At 72.9% G+C, this 25,501-nt stretch carries 8 protein-coding genes; 4 read left to right on the top strand and 4 right to left on the bottom strand.

The window, feature by feature from the left end; genetic code table 11:
- The first annotated feature begins 157 nt into the window (after nucleotides 1–157).
- Nucleotides 158–481, top strand: a complete 324-nt coding sequence (locus AB0J72_RS23810; RefSeq protein WP_363402106.1) for a GYD domain-containing protein — start codon at nucleotides 158–160, stop codon at nucleotides 479–481.
- A 101-nt stretch (nucleotides 482–582) separates the two neighbouring features.
- A complete protein-coding gene (locus AB0J72_RS23815) occupies nucleotides 583–906 on the top strand; it encodes a GYD domain-containing protein (RefSeq protein WP_363402108.1) in 324 nt (107 codons plus the stop codon).
- 58 nt (nucleotides 907–964) lie between these two features.
- Here the strand turns inward: AB0J72_RS23815 and AB0J72_RS23820 are convergent, their stop codons facing one another.
- Nucleotides 965–5,542 (bottom strand): LamG domain-containing protein, encoded by a 4,578-nt coding sequence (locus tag AB0J72_RS23820; RefSeq protein ID WP_363402110.1) that lies wholly within the window; start codon nucleotides 5,540–5,542, stop codon nucleotides 965–967.
- A gap of 127 nt (nucleotides 5,543–5,669) precedes the next feature.
- Entirely contained in the window at nucleotides 5,670–8,327 is a 2,658-nt protein-coding gene (locus AB0J72_RS23825; protein ID WP_363402112.1) for a DUF6493 family protein, read from the bottom strand.
- A 194-nt stretch (nucleotides 8,328–8,521) separates the two neighbouring features.
- On the opposite strand from AB0J72_RS23825, the gene AB0J72_RS23830 reads away from it, so the two are divergent.
- Complete coding sequence (locus AB0J72_RS23830; RefSeq protein WP_363402114.1) at nucleotides 8,522–22,261, top strand: hemopexin repeat-containing protein; 13,740 nt, start codon at nucleotides 8,522–8,524, stop codon at nucleotides 22,259–22,261.
- Between the two features lie 138 nt (nucleotides 22,262–22,399).
- Here AB0J72_RS23830 and AB0J72_RS23835 read toward each other — a convergent pair whose 3' ends face one another.
- On the bottom strand, nucleotides 22,400–22,675 hold the full coding sequence (locus AB0J72_RS23835) for a hypothetical protein (RefSeq protein WP_363402116.1): 276 nt from the start codon (nucleotides 22,673–22,675) through the stop codon (nucleotides 22,400–22,402).
- Nucleotides 22,676–22,678: 3 nt separating this feature from the next.
- Nucleotides 22,679–22,813 carry a hypothetical protein gene (locus AB0J72_RS23840; protein WP_363402118.1) on the bottom strand — a complete coding sequence of 45 codons (135 nt, stop codon included), beginning with the start codon at nucleotides 22,811–22,813 and terminating at the stop codon, nucleotides 22,679–22,681.
- 13 nt (nucleotides 22,814–22,826) lie between these two features.
- Between AB0J72_RS23840 and AB0J72_RS23845 the strand changes: the two genes are divergently transcribed.
- Nucleotides 22,827–25,484 (top strand): hypothetical protein, encoded by a 2,658-nt coding sequence (locus AB0J72_RS23845; RefSeq protein ID WP_363402120.1) that lies wholly within the window; start codon nucleotides 22,827–22,829, stop codon nucleotides 25,482–25,484.
- Nucleotides 25,485–25,501 lie beyond the last annotated feature (17 nt).

The following is a 25,501-nucleotide window of genomic DNA, read 5'->3' on the forward strand; positions in this document are numbered from 1 at the left end:
GGAAGTCGCCGGTTGAGGTGCGGCGCATCGCCAGGTCGTGTCGACGGCGCCGATGCTGAGAACGCGCGCCCGGAAGGTTTGTGCCGCCGGTATGAGGAAATTTCGGCCGCAGGTGGCCGCCGGCAGTGGCAACGAACCTGGAAGAAGGTGAGATGCGATGGCGAAGTACCTGTTCCGAAGTTCCTACACCACCGAAGGCGTTCGGGGTCTCCTCGACGAAGGTGGCAGCGGCCGCGTCAAGCAGACCGAGGAGTTGGTCGGCCGTCTCGGAGGCAGCGTGGAGTCGTACTACTTCGGCTTCGGCGCTGCGGACACCTACATCGTCGTGGAGTTGCCCGACAACTCGACGGCCGCCGCGGTTCGCCTTGCCGTCACCGCCTCCGGCGCGGTCGAAACGGAGGTGATCGCACTGCTGACGCCGGACGAGATCGATCAGGCCACCCGGCACAAGGTCGGTTACCGTCCACCCGGCGCCAAGTAGGCCAGATACAGGACCGCTCTGTGGGGCATCGGCGACGGCGCGCTTGTGAGGCCGCACTGTCGTCCCGCTCCCGGCAACGAACCTGGAAGAAGGTGACAGGCGTGGCGAAGTACCTGTTCCGAAGCTCGTACACCGCTGAAGGTGTTCAGGGCCTCCTCGACGAAGGTGGCAGCGGCCGGCTCAAGGAGTGCGAGCGACTGATCACCAGTCTCGGCGGCCACCTGGAGTCGTTCTACTTCGGCTTCGGCGGTGCGGACACTTACATCATCGTGGATCTGCCCGACAACGCGACGGCCGCCGCGTTTCGCCTTGCCGTCACCGCCTCCGGCGCGGTCGGCACGGAGACGGTCGTGCTGCTGATGCCGGACGAGATCGATCAGGCCACCCGGCAGAAGCTTGCCTACCGACCACCCGGTGCCAAGTAGGCCGAAGCCTGGTCGGCGGGGACACGGTGGCTCGCCCCGTGCCCCCGCCGAGCGGCGGTCACGTGCTGGAGAAGTACCCCAGGCAGTCCACCACCAGATGTGTGCTGCCGCTGCCGGCGTTGTAGAAGTCCGTGACCCCGCCACCGGTCCTCGGCAGTGACAGCGCGGCGATCGTCTGGCCGGCGAACCAGTTGATGGTGGAGGCCGCGGGCGGGGTGGTGCCGCTGGCGTAGGCCACGGCGAACCCCGCGGTGGTCCCCTGGGTGACCGTGAAGTTCAGGACGAGGGTCGCGTCGTCGGCGATGACATTGGGGCCCTGCCCGATGGACCGGACACCGTACGCGGCGACCGGGGTGTTGTCCTGGCGGGTGTCCAGCAGCCGGGTGGCGTTGACCGCGTGGTACTTGCTGCCGCTCGTGCCGGCGGTGAAGTAGCCGACCACGTCGCCGACGACGTCGGTGGTGCCGACTCCGCCCTGCATCGTGATGTCGATCTTGCCGTTGGCGGCCACGGCCACGATCGCGAGGTCGGCGAGCACGACGCCGGTGGTCAGCTGCAGCCCGGAGGCGGTGGGCACCGGTGTGCCGTCGGCCCGGGTGACGAGGTGCCCGCCCGAGGTGGCGTTCGCCGAGGTGAGGTTGATCGCCACCGCGGTGATGCCCGTCGGGATGCCGTTGACGCCGCCGACCTGCAACGCGATGGTGCTGCTGTTCGTCAGCGGGGTGGCCGGCGCCCCCAGCCCCGACCTCGTGTCGAGGATGCGGGTCGGGTGGAGCGAGTGGTAGGTGCTGTTGCCCGCCTTCGCCTCGTCGGAGGTGAAGTAGCCCGACACGTCGACCACGACGTGCGCGGTCCCGCCGCTGCCGTTGAAGATGCTGATCGTGCCGTCCGGTCCGACCGGGACGATCGCGAAGTTGGCCAGCACGGCGTTCGTCTGGAAGTACACGTTCGACGTCACCGGCTGCGGGGTGTTGGACGGGTACAGCGTCAGGTAGCCGGATGCCGTCGGGTAGATCACGGTCGTGTTGACCGCCACGGCGGTGACGTCGGCCGCCGGGACGCCGTTCGCTCCGGCGATCGCCAGCCTGACCGTGCCGCTCGGCTGGATCGGCGTGGTGTTGCCGCCGTTGCCGAGACCGCTGCGGGTGTCCAGGAACCGGGTCGGAGTGATCGTCTGGTAGTAGCCGGCCGGGGTCTGCGTCTGTGCGACGCCGGTGACCACCCGGACCTCGTCGATGTCACCGGCGAAGAACTCCGCGGCGGCGCCGGCCCGCAGCGTGCGGCCGATGTTGAACGTGCCGCCGGCGTTCCAGATCGCGGCGACGTTCGCCTCGCTCTGCAACTGCCGGTCGACGTACAGCCGGATCCGGCCGGCGTGGGCGTCGTAGACGGCCTGCAGGTAGGTCCAGCTGTTGACCTGCGGCGCCGCGAGCGAGTTCACCTGGACCACGGCCGGGGAGTCGGTGTCGGCGCCGGTGACCGCGAACGACCACCGGTTGACGGTCTTGTCGTAGCGGACGGTGTACGCGGCGCCCCGGCTGCCCTGCTGGGAGAAGGCGGCACGGGACACGGTCGTGTCGGTGAGCCGGACCCAGCCCTCGACCGCGAACGACTGGTCCGTGCGCACCGCCGGGTCGGCCGTGGCGACGCCGGAGGTGCCGTTGAAGCAGAGGCCGGTGCTGAAGTTGTACCCGTCGCACAACGTCACGGTCGGGTCGGCGGACAGCGTCAGCGGGTGCTGGTACCTGCTGTTGTCGGTGACCTGCCGGGGCTCCGCGGTGGTGTATTCCTCCATGTCCCAGTCGCCGGTGGTGACCGGTGCGGCGAGCGGCTTCAGGTCGAGGGCCGGGACGACCACCCGGTCCCAGACCTGGACCTCGCCGATGTCGCCGAGGAACGTGCCGGTCCGGGATCCGTTGAGCTTGCCGCGGCCGGCGAGGAGCGCCCCGGTGGCGTTCCAGTTCGTGGCGCGGGTGGACTGACCGGCCAGGATGCCGTTCACGTACAGCTTCGCGGTCTGAGTGCCGGCGTCCCACGACGCCGCCAGGTGCGTCCACTGGTTGAGCGCCGGCGGCGCGCCCGACGTCGTCTGCGCGACCGGCGCGTTGACCGTGTCCGAGCCGTACATGGTCAGCGTCCACCGGTTGACCGGCGCGGGGGCATAGGTGACCGCGAACCCGCACGCGGAGGCGCCTTCCTGGCACAGGACGGTGCGGGTGGTGTCGAGGCCGCCGGTCGGCCGGACCCAGGCGGCGGCGCTGAAGCTCTTCGACGTGTCGAGCACGGCGCCGGCGGTGGAGGCGAGGTCGTCGACCCCGTCGAACCGCAGCCCGCGGTCCTTGCCGCTGACGGCGTGCGTGCCGGGGACGCGGCCGTCGGTCCACGCCGGGCCGTTGGCTGCCGTCATGGCCGGGCCGCCGGCCGGCGACGTGGCCAGGCTGGTGCCGCTGCCCTCGTCCATCTTCCAGACGGCCTTCGGCGCGGCCGGGACGTCGACGAGGAACCGGTAGTCCTTCGGCGGCGACGCGTTCTGGGCGCCGTCGCGGGAGCGGACCGTCAGGACGTGCTCGCCGACGTGGGTCGGGGTGACCCAGACCGTGGCCGTCCCGCCGGTGGTGACGGCGTTGACCCACGACTTCGGGCCGGCGTCGAGCTGGTACTCGTAGTCGACGACGTCGGTCTCGCCGTTGGCACCGAAGGTGAACTGGCCGCTGCGCCCGGCCGAGCCGCGCATGGTGTCGTTGGGCGGCGACTCGAGGTACAGGCCGTCGGCCGCGGCGACGGTCGGCCTGGTGCCGGGCGGGGTGATGTCGAGCGTGAACTCGCACCACGGCGACCAGCCCGAGCTGCCGCCCAGGCCGTCGCTGACCTGCACCTGCCAGCGGGCCATCGACCCGGTGATCGTGCCGTCGGGGACCCCCACCTCGGCAAGCGTCCCGGACGGGACGCCGGTGTCGCTCTTCGGCCAGCCGGCGACGGCGACCCAGGCGGTGCCGTTCCACTGCTGGAGCGCGAAGGCGGCGGACAGCTGCCCGCTCTGGTCGCCGTCGGGGTCGGAGACGCTGGCCTTGAGCCACGGCGCCGTCGACCGCACGGTCGGCCGGCCGGAGCCGGTGGCGCAGGCCTGCCCGGCGGCGGTGTAGTCGGGGTGTGTGGTCAGCGCCGACGCCTGCGGCGTGTTGGGCAGGGTGTTGTACTCGATGGACATGGCGGTGGAGGCCTGGTCGAACTTCTTCCACCGGTTGCCGGTGCTCTCGTCGGTGCCGTCGCTGTCGCGGGCGGACAGGCCGAGGGTGTAGCTGCCGCGGCCCTGGCCGAAGTTGATGATGTCGTTGACGAGGGTCTGGTTGGAGAACTCCATGTACATGTTCGGTTGTGGGTCGTTGCTGCAGCCGGCGCCGGTGGAGGGTTTGTGGGCGTTGCCGGACTTGGTCTCGACGAACAGGTTGAGGGCGGGGCCGGACCAGGTCTGTTTGCCGCTCGTGGTGAGGTCGCCGGTGCGGTACAGGCTGACCGGGGTGGCGGTGCAGGACCAGGAGTGGGTCATGGTGGTGATGAACTTGGCGCCGCGGATCTGTTTGCCGGGCAGCCAGGTCAGGTCGAAGGCGAAGAACGACCGGTAGGTGCCGGACCCGTCGGTGTTCAGGCCGACGCGGACGATGCCGTCGTCGCGGTTGGCGTTGGTGGAGTTGGTGTACCCCCAGCGGGCGCGTCCGACGCCGGTCCACGGGTCGATCACCACTGGGTAGGTGACGCTCGGGTCGGCGAGCATCGCGGCGTCCGGGACGATGACGAGCGACCCGCCCTCGACGGTGGTGGGCAGGTCGGCCTTGCGGGCGTTGTCGGGCACGTGCCGCAGCGCCGACTGCTTGCCGGCGGTGAGGGACCGCTGCGCACTGGGTACGCCGGCTGAGTCCCACATGAGCGCCTGCCCGGCGGACGCGGTGACCTTCCCGGCGCTGTCGCGGGCCTCGTAGCCGCCGCCCGGCCTGTTCCGCAGCGACCACCCGGTGCTGGTGAGCCCGAACTTCAGCTTCGCGAGGGCCGGGTTCGCCGCGGCCTGCCGGGACTTGACGATGAGGGAGTAGCCGAAGCCCTCCACAGTGGACTGCACCTGCAGGTCGACGTCTGGCAGCACTGACTCGTAGACGGCGGTGTCGCCCTCGATGCGGGGCGCGGGCAGCTTCGACGGCCAGGTCAGCTTGAGCGCACCGCCGGCACCGTTGAGGGTGACGAGGGGTTCGGTGCCGCCGGCGGAGAACCGCACGTCCGCGACCGACGCCGCCGGCGCGATCGTCGCGCCGTCGCGGCGCAGGTTCAGGTCGATCTGCCGCCACGCACCGTCCTTCTTCGTCCAGTGCGGCACGGCGTAGCTCTCCCGCACCAGCGTCCCGCGCGGCGTGGCCACGACCCGGGCGAGTTCGGACTTCGAGCCCTGCACCTCGACGTCGCGGCCGCTGTCCACGGCCTGCCGGATGGCGGCGGTCTCGGCCGCCCGCTGGTTCGTGGTCGATTGTCCTGTTGGTGTAGGCGCGGGTTCCGCGCCGGCCGGCGCGCCGGCCGCGAGCGCGACCACGGTGCCGACCGCGGCGACCGTGAGCGAAGTGGTGACGGTGAATGAGCGGTTTCTGCGCACGGAACGACAGAACTTGATCACTATGAGCCCCCGCGAAAGTGAAAGTGAGCGAAACGTAGGGGCCAGGCACCCGCCATGTCAATCGATGCCCGCGATGTCGGCACACCGCCGGCACCGTCCGGCGGGGTCAGTCAGGGTTCAGGTGGCTGAGGAGGGATCGCGCGGCGGCGGCGGTCTTCGACTTGCCGGTGGTTGCGAGCAGCCATTGCCGCAGGGCGGGATCGGTGACCGGCACTCCGGCGCGCAGATGTTCGTCGCGGAGGAGCTCCACCAGGGTGTGCAGGCCGCGGCCTGCCCGGTCGAGGGACGGCAGCAAGGCGGTCAGCACGGTCCGGACCTGTGCGCCGCGCCCGGCCAGGGACAGGTCGCCCAACGCGTCGGCCCACCGGCGCAGCGGCACCGCGGGAGCCAGCGTCGCCATCGCGGACGCCAGCGCCATCGGGTCCATCCGGTGGGGCAGCAGCGCCGCGGCGGTGTCGACGGCGGCGGTGCGGTCGCTGATGCCGGCGCCTCCGAGCCCGGCCGCGACAACGTACGGGCTCAGCGGCGGCAGTTCGGCGACCGTGCGGTCGAGCAGGTGCAGGGCGTGGGCCGAGACGCCGCCGTCGACGGTGCCGTCGAGGGCCGCGAGCTGGTGCCGGAGCGCGACGGCCAGGAGCGGTTCGATGTTGCCGGGCCACATCGACGCCAGCCACGGGTGCCACGGCCCGCCGGGCAGCCGGTCGAACGGGCCCGAGTAGGCGAGCGCCACGGTCGGCAGCGCCGGATCGGGGGGTTCCGGCGCGGCGGGCGGTCCGAGCGCGACGACCCGGATGGGCCGGTAGGAGGACCATTCGGGATCGAACGACACCTGCCACGCGCGGGCCCGTCCCGCGCCGGGCGCGTCGAACCCGGGTCCGCGGCCGATCAGCGTCGCGTCGTCGCCGCGCGGTGCGCGTGCCCGGGCGGCGGCGATCCACATTGGACGGTCGGAGCGGCTGAGTGGTTCCGGTGGCGGCCCGCCGAGGGCGTACCGGAGGGCGGTGCCGGCGGCGCCGGGCACCGCGTCCGCCGCGTCGCGGACCGCTGCGGACACGCCGGCCGGGTCGGGCCCGAGCCGCAGGAGCGCGGCGACCAGGTCGAGCGGATCCGGCGCGGCGCCCGTGGAGGGCGGGCCCGCGGTGGCGCCCATGGAGAGCGGATCCGGAGTGGCGCCGGCGGTGAGCCGTTGGACGAGCACGTCCGGCGCGATCCAGCCGCCGGCATGGGTCGGCTCCGCGTATGGGGCGAACCGCCGCCCGGCACGCAAGGCCGACTCCACGGCGGCCGCCCGCCCGGCGAGCAGCTGCACCTGCGGCGGGAGCGGCGGCAGCCGGCGTACCGGCGGCACGTGGGCGGCGGCGAACACCACTCCGGCGACGACGTCCAGGAGCAGGTCCCACTCGTACGCCGGGCCGTCGCGCAGCAGGCGGGCCGCCCGGCGGGCCAGGCCGGCGTACTCGCCGGGGTCCGGGCCGAGCCGGGCGGCCGCGCAGAGGGCGCGTTCGAGCAGCTCGGCGTCGGTCGGGTCGGCAAGCAGGATGGCGAACGCCTCGGCCAGCTCCGCCGGGTCCGTGATCGACGCCACCGCCTCCAGTGCCGGCGCGGCGACCTCGGGCGGGGCGACCGGTGCCGTGACCGTGGCCGGCGCGGCCGCGCCGAGCCAGCCGCGGGCCTCGGCCGCGACCGCGGGCGCCAGCGCCGGCAACGCGGACAGGACGGGCCCCGGCTCACCGCGCAGCCGCAACTGCTGGACGGCGGCCGCCTGGACGTCGGGGTGCGGATGGCCGAGCGCGGCGACGATGACGGACGACTGCCCGGCCCGCGCCGCGAGGGCGAGCGCCTTCGTCGCGGTGGATTTCGCGGGCACGAGGACCGCGGCGCCGAGCCCGTCGGCGAGCGCGGCGCCGTCGTGGTCGAGCCGGCCGGCCTTCTGCACGGCGGTGAGGGCGTCGACGGCGAGCGCGGCGGTCGGCCCGACGGAGCTGCGCAGCAGCGTCACGTAGCCGGCCTGGCGGGCGGCGAGTTCGTCGACGGACGGCGCCAGCGCGGCATGCAGGCGCGAGTACCAGCCGGCGCGGTACTGCGGAAACCCGAGCCCGAGCGCGGCGACGGTCGCGTCCAGCACCCGCGCGCGGTCGATCGTGGCGTCCGACAGCAGGTCGAGGACCGTGTCGTGCCACGTCTGCACGGACGAGCCGCCGTACTTGTCGACGTTGGCCAGGCTCACCTGCCGGTTGCCCTCGATCTCGAAGATCCGCCAGAAGGCCCGGGCCAGCAGATCCGGGTCGGCCCGCAGCCGATCCGCCCGGCGCGCGCCGCCGCTGTACCGCCCGCCGAAGTGGCCGACCATCGCCAGCACGTAGTCGTCGTCGGCGTCGAGCGTGACGAGGCCGTCGCGTTCCGCCGCGCGGATGACGTCGAAGTCCGGGCCGAAGTCCGCGGTCGCCATCGTGCGCAGTGCGTGCCGGGCGAGCGCGTGCACGAACCGTCCGCCCCGCGCGCGGGCGATCCGCATCTGCTGGTGGTTCTGCGGCCAGTACAACCCGTCGGCGGGCGCCGCGGCCATGAGGATCAGCTCCAGCCGCCGTCCCTCCTGGGGCATGTACCGATCCTTGCGACCGTCGGCAGCGTCCCGCCACGCGTACCGCTCCCAGGCGCGCAGCACCGGCCGGTGCAGGGCCGCCCGCTCCTCCGCGGTGAACGCGCACACCCGGTCGAGCAGGACTCCGTCGTCGAGCGCCAGGAGTTCGGTCAGCGTCGCCACATCACGCAGGGTAGACGCCCCGTCGGGACGATCGTGTCCGGTGTCCGGCCGGGCAGAACGTCCTTCCAATACCTCATCGCCCTCGGCGTTGTCAGTTCCGGAAGCGGCCTGTGACGGGAAACCGACTCGCCGTATCTGGCACCGGCGCGTGTCCGTCTTTCGACCGCTGATTGCCCCATCGGAGGAGGAGCGCAATGCATCCGTCCCTGCCCGACTACCAGAAGCTGTTCGGAGATCTGGACTTCCGCGGCAGCGATGCGTCGCGGTCCGTGTACTCGCCGGCCGCGTACCTCGCCGACCTGCTGCAGCTTCTCACCGGCAGTGACCTGCCCGGGCGGCGGCCGGACCTGCGCGACGTGCGGCTCGACGGTGCGAACAGCTACACCGAGGTGCCGTACCTCGACATCGTCAACGGGATCCTCGCCGACGAGCTCGACCCCGACGGCGGCGCCCACGACGCGCTCGCCGGGCTGCGCCACCCGTTCGGGTTGCCGTTCTCGCTGCGGCACGAGCGGCTGCGGCGGCTCCTGCACCACCTCGGCACCACCCCGCTGGAGCTGTACCGCCGGTTCGCCGTGGACGAGCGGCCCGACGTCGTCGTCCGCGAGTATCTGGGACTCAACCAGGACGAGGCCGACCTGTACTCCGCCGTGCTGGACGACGCCGCGCTGCGGGAGTGCTACGGGCTGCGCGACGGCGAGACGTTCACCGACCTGGCCGCCGTCGACCGGTTCCGCCAGGCCGTCGGCCTGACCCACGAGGAGCTTCTCGCCCTGCTGCACGGCGACCTCGCCGAGGCGGAACGCGCGGAGGCCGGCCGCTGCTTCATCCACCACGACGACGAGGTCGTCACCCTCGACACCGACGAGCGCCGGCTGGTCCGCGCCGGCAGCAAGCCCGTCCCCGTCGCTTGGTTCGAGCGCGTCAACCGGTTCGTCCGGCTGGCCCGGCGCGCCGGCCTGCGGTTCCAGGACCTCGACCTGCTGCTGCGGTCCTGCTGCGGCAACGTCCTCGACGCGACCGCGCTGCGCCGCATCGCCGTCGTGCGCTTCCTGCAGCACGGCTACGACCTGCCGCTGGACGTCGTCGTCGCGCTCGTCGCGCCGGTGAACGCGCTCGGCGCCGGCGCCGGCGACACCCCGCTGGACCTGTTCAACCGCGTCTTCAACGTGCCGTTCGTCGCCACCGAACGCACCGTGCTGCGCGGCGCCGCGCACCTGCCCGCCGCCTACGCGGGCCTGCCGGAGCTCGCCGCCCCGCACGACCTGCTGGAGAAGAAGCCGGCGTACCGGCAGCGGACCGGGGTCGCCGACGCCGACGTGCAGACGATCGTCACCCGGTTCCGGGACCGGTCGGCCGACGGCGTGTCCGGCCCGCTGGACCGCGGCCGCGCCGGGGTCGCCGCGCTGACGCTGCTGTACCGCGTCGGGCAGCTGACCACCGCCCTGGACGTGACCGTCGAGGAGCTCTTCGACGTCCTGGACGCGCTGCAGAGCGACCCGTCGCTGCGCCGCCACCCCGCCTTCCCGGTGCTGCTGAGCCCCGCCGAGCCCGTTTCCGCCGACGTGTACGACATCCTGGCCGGCACGGACGTCGAGGCCGGGCTGTGGCTGCTGCAGACCCTGCTGGGCGTGGTGCGCTGGACGCAGGCGACCGGCCTGGACAGCCGCGGGCTGCTCGAGGTCCTCGGCGTCGGCCCCGAGCGGCGCGGCTCGGCCGCCGACGAGGAGCGCGCCGCCCTGCTCGACGCCCTGCGCGCGCAGTTCGAGACCGTCCAGCTCACCCCGGACGCGTTCCGCTCGGCCCGCTTCGGGCCGCGCGCGGCACAGGTGATCCACGACGTCGTGACCGGAGCCGAGGACGTCGGCTCGCGGGTGCTGCGCCTCACGCCGGGCGTCCGGGACGCGGCCTACGCGGCCGTCACCGACCTCGGCCGGGTGACCGCCGACGACTTCCGCGGCATCGGCCTCGACGAGCGGTTCGCCACGAAGATCCACACGAACCTGGTCCTGCGCGGGTACCTCGACCCGTCCGGCACCCTCGACGCCGCCACGCTCCCCGAGACGCCCGAGGAGCTGTGGCTCACCGGGGACTTCGGCGCGTACCGCGACGCGATCGCCGCCGACCTCGCCGCGGCGGTGGACCGCGCCGGCGAGGACGAGCCCGCCGCGTTCTACCCGTCGGACCTCGCCAGGCACTCGGAGCTGACCGCCGCCGAGCAGGCGGAGCTGTACGACAACCTGATCTTCAACGGGCGGATCGACGCCGAGGGCCGGATCCTGGCGTCCGACGACGACGGCGTGGACTCCGTGGACTCGGTGGACGCCGACCTCGCCGACCTGGTCTGGCCCGTGTACGAGCGGCTCCTCGAGGTCGCCGACCGGTTCCCGGCCGCCTGGATCACCCTCGACCCGGCGGTGTTCGCCGACGTGCCGCTGACCGACCAGCAGCGGGCCGCGCTCCTGGAGAGCCTGCGGTTCAACGGCTACCTCGACGACGAGGGCGCCTACACCGACCCGGTCGCCGCGCTCGGCCTGACCCTGCCCGAGCTCACCCTGGACGTGGCGTTCCACCCGTACCGGCGGCAGATCCTCGACGCGATCCAGGGCCAGCTGACGGCCGCGCTGACGGCGATGAACACCCTGACCCCGGACGACTTCCGCGACCTCGGCGACGACGCCGCCGCGCAGCGCGTCGCGGGCGTGCTCGACGCGGGGCTGCTCGTCGACGGGCGGATCCCGGACGACGCCGCGCCCGGCCTGACCGACCCGGCGGCCGTGCTCACCCTCGCCGGGTTCACCGAGGCGGAGAACCTGCTCGTGCTCCAGCGCCTCGTCGAGGCCGTCCGCGACGCCGCGCCGTTCCGGGTGGACGTCGCCGCCGTCGACGCGCTCGGGTTCACCGCCGGGGAACGCGACGACCTGCTGCGGGTGCTCGTGGAGGCGGGCGACCTCACGCCCGGCCTGACCGTGCCCGCCGACCGGCTGAACTGGTTCGGGCACGTCCACCACGCGCTGGACTTCGCGCTGCCGGGCCTCACCGACTACAGCCGCGACGTGTTCTTCCTCCTGCACGCCGTGGCCGTGGCCGTCGACGCCGCCACCGACGAGGTCGTCGCGGTGCTCACCGCCCGTGAGGCGGCCCAGCGCGCGGCGGTGTTCGCGACCCTGCAGGACGCTCTCGGCGTCCCGGCCGCGACCGCCGAGGCGATCTGCGCCGCGGTCGTCGGCGGCGCCGCCGAGACCCTCGACCTGCTCGTCGAGCCCGCCCTGGACGACCCGTTCGCCGCCGCGGCGGACCCGGACGTGCGTCGCGCGGTGCGCCGCATCCGCGGCTTCGCCGCGCTCGCCGCGCGGCTCGGGCTCGCCGCCGACGAGGTCGCCGTCGCCTTCCACGACCAGGACCTGACCGGCAAGTTCGCCGAGCCGTTGACCCTGCCGCCCGGCGTCGACCGCATCGACGCGCTGCTGGAGGGCCCCGACGGCGACGTGTACCTGTTCCGCGGGCGCGGCTTCTGGCGGTACGAGCCGGGCGCGGACACCCCGGCCGACCCGCGGCCGCGGGCGCTGACCGAGCTGTCGGACCGCTTCGGCGGGCTCGCCTCCGTCGACGCGGCGTTCACCGACGCCGACGGCACCGCGTGGATCGTCGGCCGTGACGACGCCGGCACCTCCCGCACGTTCGTCCGGCCGCTCGAGCACACCCGGTGGACGCCGCGGACGCAGGCGTGGGGCACGGTCCGCAACGCGTTCAGCGACGGCACCCGCATCGACGCGGCGTTCGTCGACGAGGAGGGCCGCACGTACCTGTTCCGCGGCGACCAGTACGTGCGCTACTCCGGCCCCGGCTACGCCACCGTGGACGAGGGCTACCCGCGCCGGCTCGGCGAGTGGTGGGAGGGCGAGCAGCGCCGGCCCGGCGACGCGCCGCTGCCGCCGAGGTTCCGTTCGGCGCTGGACGCGGCGTTCCTCGGCCACGACGGCGTCACGTACCTGTTCTCCGGCGACCAGTTCGTCGCGTTGGGCGGCCCGGCCGACCGCTCCGCCGCGGAGCGCCCGATCGCCGGCGCGTGGGGGACCGTCGTCAACAACCTCGCGACCGCGGACCGGGTCGACGCTGCGTACGTCGACGGCGCGGCGCTGTACGTGTTCTCCGGCGACCAGGTCGTGCGGCACAGCGACAGCGTCGAGAACGACGGGCTGCGCGCCGACGAGGGCTACCCGCGCCGGATCGCCGCCCACTTCGGCGACGCGGTTCCGGCGGTGTTCGAGCCCGGCGTCGACGCCGCGCTGGCCGAGCCGGGCGGTGACGTCGTCCACCTGTTCCGCAACGGCAGAACCGCGGCGGTCGGCGCACCCGACGCGAGCGTCGTGCCGACCGCGCAGCGCTGGGGCGTGCTCGGCCCGGTCCTGCCCAGCGGCACCGTCGACGCCGCCCTCCTCGGCCTCGACGGCCGGACCTACCTGTTCAGCGGCGGCCAGTACCTGCGTTACACCGGCGCCGACTACACCACGGTCGACCCCGGCCACCCCCGCGCGATCCCCGACGACTGGGGCGGCCTGTGCCGGGTCGACGCCGCGTTCGTCATGGACGGCGCCACGTACGTCTTCGGCACTGGCGGGAAGCTGTTCGACCTGCCGCTGGACGAGGGCCCCCGGACCGCGTGGTCCCGGGACCGGCTCGCCCCGGTGCACCGCGCCGACCTGGACGAGGGCCGGCTGCCGGGGGCGCTGCGCGACCGGCTCGCCGAGCACGGCATCGCCGTCGCCTCCGACGCCGCAGTGTCCAACGCAGGGACCGCCGCCGGCGCGCAGTGGCGGCTGACCGCCACCGACGGGCTGAGCCTCACGCTGCGCAAGGCCGGGCGGCGCCTGCAGGTGCACGTCACGCCCGACAGCGAGGACCCGTCGCGCCCGTACTGGGAGGAGGTCCGCCCGCGGACGTTCTTCGTGAAGTACTCGACCCGCGACTACACCACCCCCGACGCCGGCTACCCGCGGCCGATGACCGAGAACTGGTGGAACCTGCCCGACGACCTGATCGGCGGCGAAGCGGACGCCCCGTTCGCCCGCGTCGACGCGGTCTTCACCGCCGCCGACGGGCGCATCCACCTCTTCGCCGGCGGCCAGTTCGTGGTCTTCGACGCCAAGCGCCGCTGGTGGTCGGCGCCGAAGCCGATCGCCGACGGCTGGGACAGCCTGCCGTTCGGGCACGTCGACGCGGCGTTCGTCGGCGCCGACGGGCGCACGTACGTGTTCAGCGGCCCGCAGTACGTGCGCTACACCGACACGTACACTCGCGTCGACGACCGGTACCCGGCGCGGATCACGTCGATGTGGGGGACCGTCGCCAACACGATCGCCCGGACCGGGCGGGTCGACGCGACGCTCGTCGTGCAGCGCCCCGCCACCGACGACCCCACCGTTGAGGCGCCGCTCACCGACGGCTCCCTCGACACCCCGGACCTGCCCGTGGAAGGGCGCATGGTCCGGCGCACGTACCTGTTCTCCGGCGGCCAGTACGTCCGCTACACCGACACCGCCGGAGGCACCCGGCCGGCGACCGTCGACCTCGGCTACCCGCGGCTGCTCGCCGCGCTGCGCGAGGAGCCCGGCTTCGAGCACCTCGCCGCCGACCTCACGCAGGTCGACGCCGCCTTCGCCGACCGTGGCAACGTCTACCTGTACAGCGGCCGCGACTGCCACGTCGTCTCCCTCGACGTCCACCGCCGTCTCACCGACGTCGCCCGCGTGGACGTCGCCTGCGCGTTCGTCGAGGACGGCACGGTCTACCTGGAGCACCCGGAGGGCTGGCACCGCTACAGCTCACTCGAAGGCACGACCGTCTCGTCCGAGCCGGCGTTGCCGCGCGGGCTGCGGACCGTGCCCGCCGAGTACCGGACCGGGCTCGACGCGGTCCTCGCCGGCACCGACGGCACCACCTACCTGTTCAAGGGCGCGACCTGCTACAACACCACCCTCGACCGGGCCTACCCGCTGGCCGAGGAGTGGGGCCGGCCGCGGAACACGATCTACCACGACAACGCCGTCGACGCGGCGTTCGTCGCCGCCAACGGCAAGACCTACGTGTTCAGCGGCGACCAGTTCGTCGTGTACGACGGCCCCGACTACCTGGAGGCGGAGGTCACGGCCGGTCCGCTGCCGATCGCGGAGCACTTCGCCGGACTGCGGCGGGTCGCGCTCGCCTACGTCCGCGACGGCGTCACCCACCTGTTCGAGCCGCCGGACGGCACCGGGCCGATGGATGGGCTGATGCGCCTGGTCACGTACTCCGGCAAGGAGTACGACCAGCCCGACGACGCCGCACCCCGCTTCGTCGACGCCGAGTTCTGGGGTGTGCCGGAGGCGTACCGGCCGGCCGGGTTCACCGCACCGGACGCGGTCCTGTTCACCGGCGACGCCACGCTGATCCTGACCGGCGGCACCGTCGTGCAGTACGACGAGGTCGACCGCGTCTGGTCCGCGCCGCGGCCGCTGGACCGCATCTGGCGCGGCATCGGCGACGTCGAGGAGCTCACGACCGCGTTCACCGGCCGCGACGGCGCGACGTACTTCTTCTTCGCCCACGAGTTCGCCCGCTACCAGGGCCGCGCGTTCACCCCGCGGCAGCCGATCCAGGACCGCTGGGGCCGCACCCGCAACACGTTCCTCAACGGCAGCGGCATCGATGCCGCCTTCGTCCACCAGGGCGCCGTGACGTACCTGTTCGCCGGCGAGCAGTACGTGCGCTACTCCACCTCCGACTACCGCTGGGTCGACCCGGGCTACCCGAGGCCGATCGCCGGCAACCTGGGCACCGAGGAGCCGTTCGCGGGCCTGCCGGCGGCCGTCGAGGACGAGCTGGTCGCACGGATCGGCACCGGCGGCAGCGCCGTGCTCGACGCGGTCGTGGCCGGCGGCCGCAACACGTACCTGTTCGCCGGCCGGACCTGCCACGTCGTCTCCGCCGCGCCCGCCGCCGTCTATGACATCAGCGGACTCGGGCAGGTGCGCAACACGATCGCCGACCGGCGGCGGGTCGACGCGGCGCTCGTCACCACCGGGTACACCTACCTGTTCTCCGGCGACCAGTACGTGCGCTACACCGGCGCCGACTACACCCGCGTCGACGACGGCTACCCGCGCACGATCGCCGGGTCGCTCGCCGATGAGCTGGACGTCGAGGGCCTGCCGGAGGAGTTCCACACCGGGATCGACGCGGCGATGCGCGCCCCCGACGGCTGGACCTACCTGTTCGCGGGCGGCGGCCAGAGCCTGCGGTTCCGGGACGGCACCGCCGAGGTGACCCCGATCGCCGGCGCGTGGGGCGCGGTCCGCAACGACCTCACCGCCGCCGGCGGCCCGCGCGCCGCGTTCGTCGCGCCGGGCGGCGAGCTGTACGCGTTCGCCGGCGGCCAGTACGTGCGCTACGCGCTGCCGCCGGTGCCCGCCGCCACCGCGTACGCCACCGTGGACGACGGCTACCCGCGGCTGGTCCACGACGCGTGGGGCGCGCTGCCCACGGACTTCGAGGCGGCCATCGACGGCGCGTTCACGCTGCGCGGGCACACCTACCTGTGCAGCGGCGGGCGGTACGTGCGCCACGCCGACGGGCAGGCGCCCCCGCAGGCGTTCGCGGACCGCTGGGCCGACGTCGCCGACTACCGGCTCGGCGACCTGCGGACCGTGACCCGCTTCGCCGCGCTGGTCCGCACCCACCGCGCCGGCGGCGTCGACCTCGCCGCCGCGCTCGCCCCGGCGGCCCGCCCGAGCACCGACCTCTACCGCTCCGTCGCCGACCTGTTCGGCTGGGACGTCGACGAGCTGCGCTGGTGCCGGCGCAACAGCCGGTTCCTCACCGGCGGCGCGGACGACGAGGACCGGTTCGAGCTCGAGTTCCTCCTCGAGCTGGTGGAGCTGTTCGGGTTCGCCGGGCCGCTCGGCGCCGGGCCGTCGAAGTTGCGCGCCGACGTGTGGACGAGGCTGCACCCGGCCGCGGGCCGGCCCGCCGACGCCGCGCTCGACGCCGCGGCCGAGGCCCTGACCGTGCTCCTGGCCCGCAAGGTGGGCGCCGGCCGGTGGCCGGTGCTGGCCCGCACGCTGCACGACGAGCTGAACCTGGCGCTGCGCGACGCGCTCGTCGGCGCCGTCCTCGCCCGCGACCCCGGCCCCGCCGCGCACCCGCGGACCGCCCGCGACCTGTTCGAGCGCTACCTCATCGACGTCGAGATGGGGGAGAAGGGCATGACGTCGCGGGTGCGGGAGGCGATCGCCGCCGTGCAGCTGTACGTGCACCGCTACCTGCTGAACCTGGAGCCGGCCGACGGCGGCGAGGAGCAGCGGCTGCGGGTCAAGCAGTGGTGGACGTGGATGCGCAACTACCGGGTGTGGGAGGCCAACCGCAAGGTCTTCCTGTATCCGGAGAACTACCTGCGGCCCGAGCTGCGCGACACGAAGACCCCCGCGTTCGAGGCCCTGGAACGGGACCTGCTGCAGGGCGAGATCACCGCGCAGGGCGTCGAGCGGGCGTACAAGCGCTACCTCGACGAGTACACCGAGGTGTCCCGGCTCACGATCGCCGGCGGTTACGTCTACACCAAGGACCAGCTGCCGGACGGGCCGCGCCGGCTGGTGCTGTTCGGCCGGACGAAGACCGACCCGCGCCGCTACTACTTCCGGCGGGCCGAGTTCGGCAGCCGGGAGAAGCTGTCCGCGACGTGGGAGCCGTGGCAGCCGGTCGGCGTGCGCATCGACGCCGACCTGGTGCACCCCGTCCACGCGTTCGGCCGGGTCTTCGTCTTCTGGACCGTCGTCGAGCCCGTCGCCGCCGACGACCCGGCCAGCGGCACCGTCGTCGCCCGCAGCGACGGCGCGGAGCAGCACGTGACGGCGTCGGCGAAGTCGACCCGGGTCCGGATCGCCTACTCGTTCCAGAACCTCAACGGGGAGTGGGTGCCGGCCCAGGAGCTCGGCACCGGTCCCGCGGAGGCCGGGACGATCGGCGACGTGCAGCTGCTGGTGCTGCCGCGGATCAAGCCCGACACGGGCCGGATGTCGGTCGTCGTGTCGTGCACGTACACGACCACCCCGCCGACCCCCGCGGGGGCGGAGACGCCGCCGGAGCCGAAGCCGGCCGCGGTGCTGTACGAGCTCAACCCCGAGCTGTACGCGGAGCGGATCCCGGTGCCGCCCAAGGCGGTCGCCGGCACCGGCACGACCCCGGCCGAGGTCGCGGCGTCGATCATCGCGTCCATCATGGCCGCCGCTGCCGCCGCCGCGGGCCTCCCGCTGCCGGCGGGGCCCGTCGCGGCCGACGCCGACACCGACGCGGCCCTGGCGGAGCTCGCCACCGCCGTGGCCGCCGCGGCCGCCGCGAAGGCCGCCACCGCCGACCGGGTCGCGCAGATCTTCCTCGACCAGGTCCAGCCGGCCGACGTGGTGCGCTTCGACGCGCCGACCGGCGCCGAGTCGTGGCCGTGGTTCAGCGTCGACCACAAGGGCGGCAGCTTCCTGTGCCGGCCGGTGACGATCGAGCAGGTGACCGTGGCCCCGGTGAAGCTGAGCACCACCGGGGTGCGCTTCCCGAGCTGGAGCGCGGTCGACGCCGCCGTCGAACTGCCCGGCGGCACGGCCACCACGCCCGGCACGCAGCTGTTCTTCTCCACCGCCCGCAACCGGTCCGTGGTCGTCCCGCCGGCCGGGCGGATCCCGGGGGCGGTGCCGATCGGTGAGCAGTGGGGGCTGCCCCGCACCGTGCTGCCGGCCGCGAACAGCGCCGTCGACGCGGTCCTCGTCCGCGGCGAGCACACGTTCGTGTTCTCCGGCAGCCAGTACGTGCGGTTCACCGGAACCCCGTTCGGCAAGATCGACAAGGGGTACCCGCGGCCGATCCTCGGCAACGGCGAGACGCTGCCGCAGTGGGACCGGGTCGACGTCGCGTTCACCCTGCCCGGCAACGTCGAGGTGTTCCTCAACCAGGCGCTGGAGCAGGTCGTCACCGTGACCGACGGCAAGCTCGGCACCCCGGCGAGCTGGAAGGACCACTGGGTCCGCAAGCACCTCGGCGGCCTGGACGCCGTCATGGTCACCGACACCTACGTGTTCCTGTTCGCCGGCGACCGGTACGCGCGCCTGGACCACACCAAGAAGCCGAACAAGGGCAACTGGTTCGACGCGCCGGACAAGGACTACCCGCGCCCGATCGCCGGCAACCCCGACAGGATCCCCACCGACGTCCGGGTCGACGCGGCCGCGTGGCGCAACGGCACCGCGTACTACTTCGACAACACCGACCACCGCTACGCCGAGGTGCCGGCCGCCGGCGCGCGCACGTACCGCGCGACCTACGCCGCGCCCAGCTCGATCGCCACGTCCCAGATCGTCGACGCGGCGTGGGTGGGCGGCGGCAAGCTGTACCTCACCCGGGCCGGCGAGTACGTGCGGTACACGCTGAACGCCGACAACACCGTCCCGGACTGCATCGACGACGGCTACCCGAAGCAGCTGGCGGTGCCCGTCGACACCGTCCTGCGGCGCGGCGCCGACCTGTACGTGTTCAGCGGCCCGCTGTACACGAAGATGCCGGCCACCCAGGAGCCGTCGAAGATGCCGGGCTTCCGGCCGGTCGCCGGCGCGTGGGGTGAGCTGCCGGCGTTCGACTCCGCGCTGACGTCCTCGACCGGGCTGTACCTGTTCGTCGGCGACACGTACCTGCTGCACGACCAGACCCTCGAGCCGCCGCGCCCGTACGAACGCACCGCGCTGCCGTTCGAGATCGTCCGGCTGACCACCGGCACCGCCTCGGACCTGAACCGCAAGCTGCTGTCCGGCGGGATGCCGGCGCTGCTCGACCTGAGCACGCAGGAGACGAACGAGGTCGCGTTCAGCACCGACTCGCTCGACGTCAAGGCGATCCGGGTCAAGCCGGAGCTGGTCGACCCCGACCGGCTGCCGTCCGGCTCGCACCTGGACTTCCGCAGCGCCAACGGCCTCTACTACTGGGAGATCTTCTTCCACGCGCCGCTGCTCATCGCGAACGCCCTCAACGGCGCGCAGCGCTTCGAGGACGCCCGGCGCTGGTACGAGTACATCTTCGACCCGACCCACCCGACGTCCTACTGGCGGTTCCTGCCGTTCCTGACCATCGACCCGGCGGCGCTCGCCGACAGCCTGACCGCAGAGTTCGCCGCGACCGGCGGCACCGGCCTGGACGTCGGGCGGATTGAGCGATCCTCGTCGCCGAAGCTGGGACCCTCGCTGGAACCGGTCGTCACCGCGCTGCGCACCCTGGCGCCGGCGGTGGCGGAGCACCGGGACCCGCGCACCCCGGCGGAGCTCGCCGCGCTCGGCACCGTCAAGGCGGCCGCGACGCACAAGCGGATCGCCGGCGCGCTGGCGGCGCTGCTCGCCGGCACGCCGACGGCCGCGCAGCGCGCCGCGGTCGCGGCGCTGGAGGAGCGGACCCTCATCGCCGCCGACCTCGGCGCCCTGTTCGAGGCCAACGGCGACGAGGAGGACCTGCTCAAGGCGTACCGGGAGGACCCGTTCGACCCGCACGCGATCGCCGCGCTGCGCCCGGTCGCCTACCGTCGCGCCGTCGTCATGGGCTACGTCGACAACCTGCTCGACTGGGCGGACATGCTGTTCCGGCAGTACACCCCGGAGAGCGTCGACGAGGCGCGGATGCTGTACGTGCTCGCCTACGACCTGCTCGGCGAGCGCCCCGAACGGCTCGGCGTCCGGCTCCTGCCGCCGGGCAAGAGCCTGGCCGAGCTCGGCACCGCGGACCTGACCGGCTACTTCAGCCGCGGCGGCGTGATGCTCGACGGCCCCGGCGAGGTGCACGCGGGCGTCGGCGACGCGTACTTCTCCATCCCCGAGAACAGCGTCTTCCTGGACTACTGGACCCGGGTCGAGGACCGGCTGCACAAGATCCGGCAGTCGCTGGACATCCTCGGCATCAGCCGGCCGCTGCCGCTGTTCGCGCCGCCGATCGACCCGATGGCGCTGGTGCAGGCGGTCGCGTCCGGGGCGGGCCTGGACCAGGTGACCGCGGCCGCCGCCGCCCAGCCGCCGCACTACCGGTTCGCCGCCGTGTACCGGCGGGCCCAGGAGGTCGTCGACAAGCTCGGCCAGCTCGGCTCGGAGCTGCTCAGCGTCCTGGAACGCGGCAGCGCGGAGGAGCTGAGCCTGCTGCAGAACCGGCAGGAGCACACCATCCTGACCATGTCGCTCGCGGTCAAGGAGGCGCAGGTCCGCATCGCCGAGGAGGGCGTCGCGGAGCTCACCGCCGGCCGGGTCGGCGCGCAGGAACGGGCCGCGCACTACGACGCGCTCATCGCCACGGGCATGACGGCGCTGGAACGGGCGCAGATCGCGACGATGTCCCTCGGCGCGACGATGCACATGTCGTCCAGCGTCCTGCAGATCGCCTCCGCCATCAGCCACGCGCTGCCGCAGATCAAGATGGGCCCGTTCATCATGGGCGCGGAGGCCGGCGGCGACCAGGCCGGCAGTTCGCTGGACAGCACGGCGCAGATCCTGCAGTCCCTCGGCGAGGGCTTCCAGGTGATCGGCGAGGTCCTCGGGGTGTCCGCGCAGTACGAGCGGATGTCGCAGGACTGGACGCTGCAGCTGGCCACCGCCCGCAACGACCTGGAGCAGCTGGAGCACCGCATCGCCGCGGCCGACCAGCAGCTCGGCGTCGCCCGGCGGGAGGCGGACATCCAGGCGCGGCAGCTGGAGCACTCCGACGCCGTCGCGACGTTCCTGCAGGACCGCTTCACCAACGCCGAGCTGTACGGCTGGATGGCGGCGCGGCTGTCCGGCATGTACTTCCAGGCGTACAGCCTCGCCTACGACCTCGCGAAGGCGGCGGAGCGGGCCTACCAGTTCGAGCAGGGCGTGACCGAGGAGTTCATCCGGCCGACGTACTGGGAGAGCCGGCGCAACGGCCTGCTCGCCGGGCAGGGCCTCGCGCTGGACCTGCAGCGGCTCGGCAAGGCACAGCTCGACGGCGACGCGCGCCCCCTGGAGATCACCCGCCAGGTGTCGCTGCTGGACACCGACCCGGTCGCGCTGCTGCGGCTGCGCACGGCCGGCAGCGCCGACTTCGCGCTGAGCGAGGCGCTCTTCGACCGGGACTTCCCGGGCCACTTCCGCCGGCAGATCCGCACGGTGACGGTGACCTTCCTGGACGCCGAGGGCCAACCGGTCGGCGTCAACGCGACGCTGACCCAGCTGAGCAACAAGACCGTGCTGGCGCCGGACCCGGCCGCCGTCAAGCACCTGCTCGACCCGAAGGGCAGCCCGCCGGACGCGATCCGCGCCGACTGGCGGGCCAGCCAGCGCATCGCGCTGTCCCAGGTGGACTACGGCAAGGAGAACAACGGCCTGTTCGAGCTGCGCTACGACGACGAGCGGTACCTGCCGTTCGAGGGCACCGGGGCGGTGTCGACCTGGCGGCTGGAGCGCTCCGCCCACCGCGCCCCCGACGTGTACGACGTGCTCGTCACCGTGAAGTACACGGCCGAGTACGGCGGTGACCCGTTCGCCGCCGCGGTCAAGGGGATGCTCAAGCCATTCACCGCCGCCCGGTTCTTCGACGTGGCGCGGGAGTTCCCCGAGCAGTGGGAGGACTTCATCGGCAACGGCGCGTCCCGGCTCGTGCTGCCCTTCTCCACCACCATGTTCCCCGACATGGCGGGCCGCCGGATCACCGGCATCGTGCCCGCGTACGAGCTGACCAACGGCACCCCCGCCCGCCTGGTCCTCAACGGCGATCCGAGGCTCACGCTCACCGAGGCGACGCTCCTGGCGACGCCCGGTCTCACCGTCCGCGACGACGGGCCGGGGTGGGCGTTCGCGCTCGACGGCGACAAGGCCGACCTCGGCAACGTCGGGCTCGTCCTGACCTACCAGGCCCGCGTCCAGTAAGGAGACTGCGATGACCAACCCATACCGTTCGAGCTCGTCCGGGTACAACCCGAGCCGTCGGCAGCAGCCGGTGCCCCGGTACACCCCCCGGACCACGTCCAGCATGAGCACGACCACCCGGATCGGGTCCAGCTACGGCTACAGCGGCTGGTACAGCCCGCCCATCACGGCCTCCTCCTCGTCCTCTTCCTCGTCCTCGCGGTCGGCGTACGGGTACCGCCCGCGCCCCGTGGCCTCGTCCTCGACCTCGGCGTCCCGATCGACGCCCGTGCGGTCGACCCCTGTGCGGTCGACGCCCGTGCCGTCGGCGTCGTCGCGGTCCACCTCGTCACGCTCCACCTCGGCGCGGGCAACCTCGTCGCGAGCGACCGAGGTGTGGCGGCCGGTGGCGCGGACGACGACCGGGCGGTCCACCGCCTACACGCCGCCGCGATCCACGCGACTGCCGGACCGGTACCCGACGATCCGCGAGGCCGAGGCGTCGCGCTCGGCCCGTCCGACGAGTTCGACGCGCAACCCGGTCACGGTGTGGCGGCCGGTCAGCAGCACCACGCGGCCCTCGACGGTGCGTGACACGCCGGCGGACGCGGGCCCGCCGGTGGCCGCGCCGCAGCAGCCGTCGCCGGCGGCCCCGCCGCCGCCCGGCCCGCCGCCGCCGAAGTCGCAGGTGAAGACCGGCTTCGCGTCGCGGGTCAAGGCCACGGGCGAGGCCGGCAAGACCAAGCACGGCGAGCTGCCGGTCAGCGACCCGCGCGAGGTCATGCGGGAGCAGACCGAGGTGATCAGGGACTTCCTGACGTGGCACGAGGGCCTGCTCGCCCCGGTCGCCGACGACATGGAGCTCGCCGCGCTGAAGAAGATCGGCGACGAGGCGGAGGCACTGCTCGGCAACAAGGGCCAGGCGCCCGACGAGGACCTGGTGGGCCGGGTCGCCCAGGCGTTCGCGACCACGATGGCGCTGAACGTCCGCCCGCTGCCGGAGAACGACGAGCTCGACATCGAGGAGGAGCTCAAGCGCGTCGCGGAGGAGAAGGCGAGGCAGCGTGCCGCCGAGGCCCCCAACGGTGAGCCGGAGCCGAAGGTGGCGGACGACGACTCGCCGAAGACCGAGGAGCAGCAGGTCAGGGTGCAGCTGGACGGCGTGAGCTCCGCGCCGGAGTTGGCGGCCAGCAAGCAATGGGCCGCACGGCTGATCGACGAGGGTAAGTACCACACCGCCTCGTACGTGATCGACCAGACCTACCGCGTCGTCCGCTACATGGGCATGGCGGAGAAGGCCGCGAAGCTCGACAACGCGGCCCGCACCGCGGAGCTGCGACAGCCCGAGCTGGTCAACACGGCCGTGGGTGACCTGGTCGCGGGCAAGTTCGACAGCGTCCGCGCCGCGATCAAGGGGTTGAAGGACGACGCGTACCTGCCCTCGGACGAGGGACACCCGAAGTACAAGGCGCTCATCGGCGACGTGTTCGCCAGCCCCGCATTGAAGAGCCAGGCGACGCAAGCGCCGGACGTGTTCGCCGACCTGCTCGTCGGCGCGATCAAGCTGTCCAGGGTGAAGCCGGACGCGAAGGTCGTCGAGGTCACCGGAGCCGACGTGAAGGCGCTGCGCGACGCGCTGCCGCCGGACGCCGCGCCGGCGGTGGCGGCGAACCTGCTCAAACGCCACTGGCGCAACCCGGTGGCCTTCGACCAGGACACCCTGAACTGGATGATCGCGAACATCGACGCCAAGGCGTGGAACGACCCCGGAGACGGGCTCGCCGCGCGGGCGTACAACATGCTCTGGCACGCCGGGGACTACCCGGAGATGATCCGTCTCATCGACAAGGGTGTCAGCCCGCGGCTGCCCGCCAGCGACGGGTCGGACTCCGGCCGCAACCGCGAAGGGGTCTGGAGCGGCTTCGTCCAGCCGCTGGAGCACCTGCTCGGCAACTACGTCCGGCTCTGCGACCCGAAGATCTCGGCGACCGAGAAGATGACGGACGATGAGCGCAAGAAGGTCGCCGGCGCCGCGAAACTGCTGGAGGTCCTGGGTGCGCGGACGGACACCACGATCGTCACGACCTGGAAGGAGATCAAGGACTGCCAGGTCATCACCGGGTTTGACAAGGCCCCGGGGACGATCTGGGGCTTCGAGGACGTGCGGCTGCCGTACGTCCAGGCCGCGCACGAGTCCGCGGAGGGCCAGCGGCCGCTGCGGATGATCGAGATCTGGGACGCGGTGGAGAAGGCGCTCAACGCCAGGGGCTACCCGGCGCTGCTGGCCAACCCCGACAAGGTCATCAATGACTGCCTCAAGGCCGGCGTCAAGAAGCTGCAGGAGGGCCTCAAGGAGAAGCCGCGGGAGTACTACGGCCGGGAGTCCGGCGCGTTCGAGGCGCAGTTCCAGCAGCAGGCGAGGGCGTACCTGACGTTCCTCGCCAGGCAGACACCCGAGGCGAAGCTCGCGATCGCCGACCTCAGCGGCAAGCGGCCCGACAAGTGGATGGGCGCCCTCGGCTGCAAGGCCGGCCTGTGGTGGGCCGCCGAGGCGAAGGAGCCGATCTACTACGTCCTGGACGGCCTGAACGAACGCGACGCGATCGACTACAAGGCATACAAGACGAAGAAGATCAACGAGCGGATGGCCGACCCGCTGAAGGTCCAGGCGTTCGGCGAGGTCATCACGCTGTCGGAGGTCCGCGAGATTCTGAACCACTGGGACAAACCGGATCAGAAGATGCGCACGTACGTGAAGTTCGTCGAGCGCGGCAGGATCCTGGAGGGGGCGGACCTGAACAAGATCGACGGCTGGGTCAAGGAGATGAAGGAGGCCGACGCCACCACGAAGCGCATCATGGCGCGGACCGGCCCGTCGAAGGAGGCCCTCGAACCGAAGCTCAAGGGCCTGGACACGACCAACCCCAACCTCCGAGCCGAGGACGAGAGCACCCTCAAGCACGTCGTGCTCCAGGCCGACCTGGTGAAGATGGCCGCCAACGCGCACTTCGAGCTGCTGTCCGGCGCCCTCGACAACTGCAAGGAGCTCTACAAGAACCTGCTGCTGCCGGAGGCCTTCAGGGACGACTACAAGGTGATGCTCGGCCTGCCGCTGGACAAGCGGCTGGCGGCGGCGGCGGTACTCAAGGACACCTACCTCACCCCGGAGAAGACGGCCAGCGCGCTCATCAAACCGCTGCGCGCCGCCGTCGACCGGTGGGCCAGCTCCGGCCTGATCGTGTGACCACCCCTCGTCGCCCG

Origin of the sequence: Dactylosporangium sp. NPDC049742 (genome assembly GCF_040674675.1) — a bacterium.
GTDB classification, from domain to species: Bacteria; Actinomycetota; Actinomycetes; order Mycobacteriales; family Micromonosporaceae; genus Dactylosporangium; species Dactylosporangium maewongense.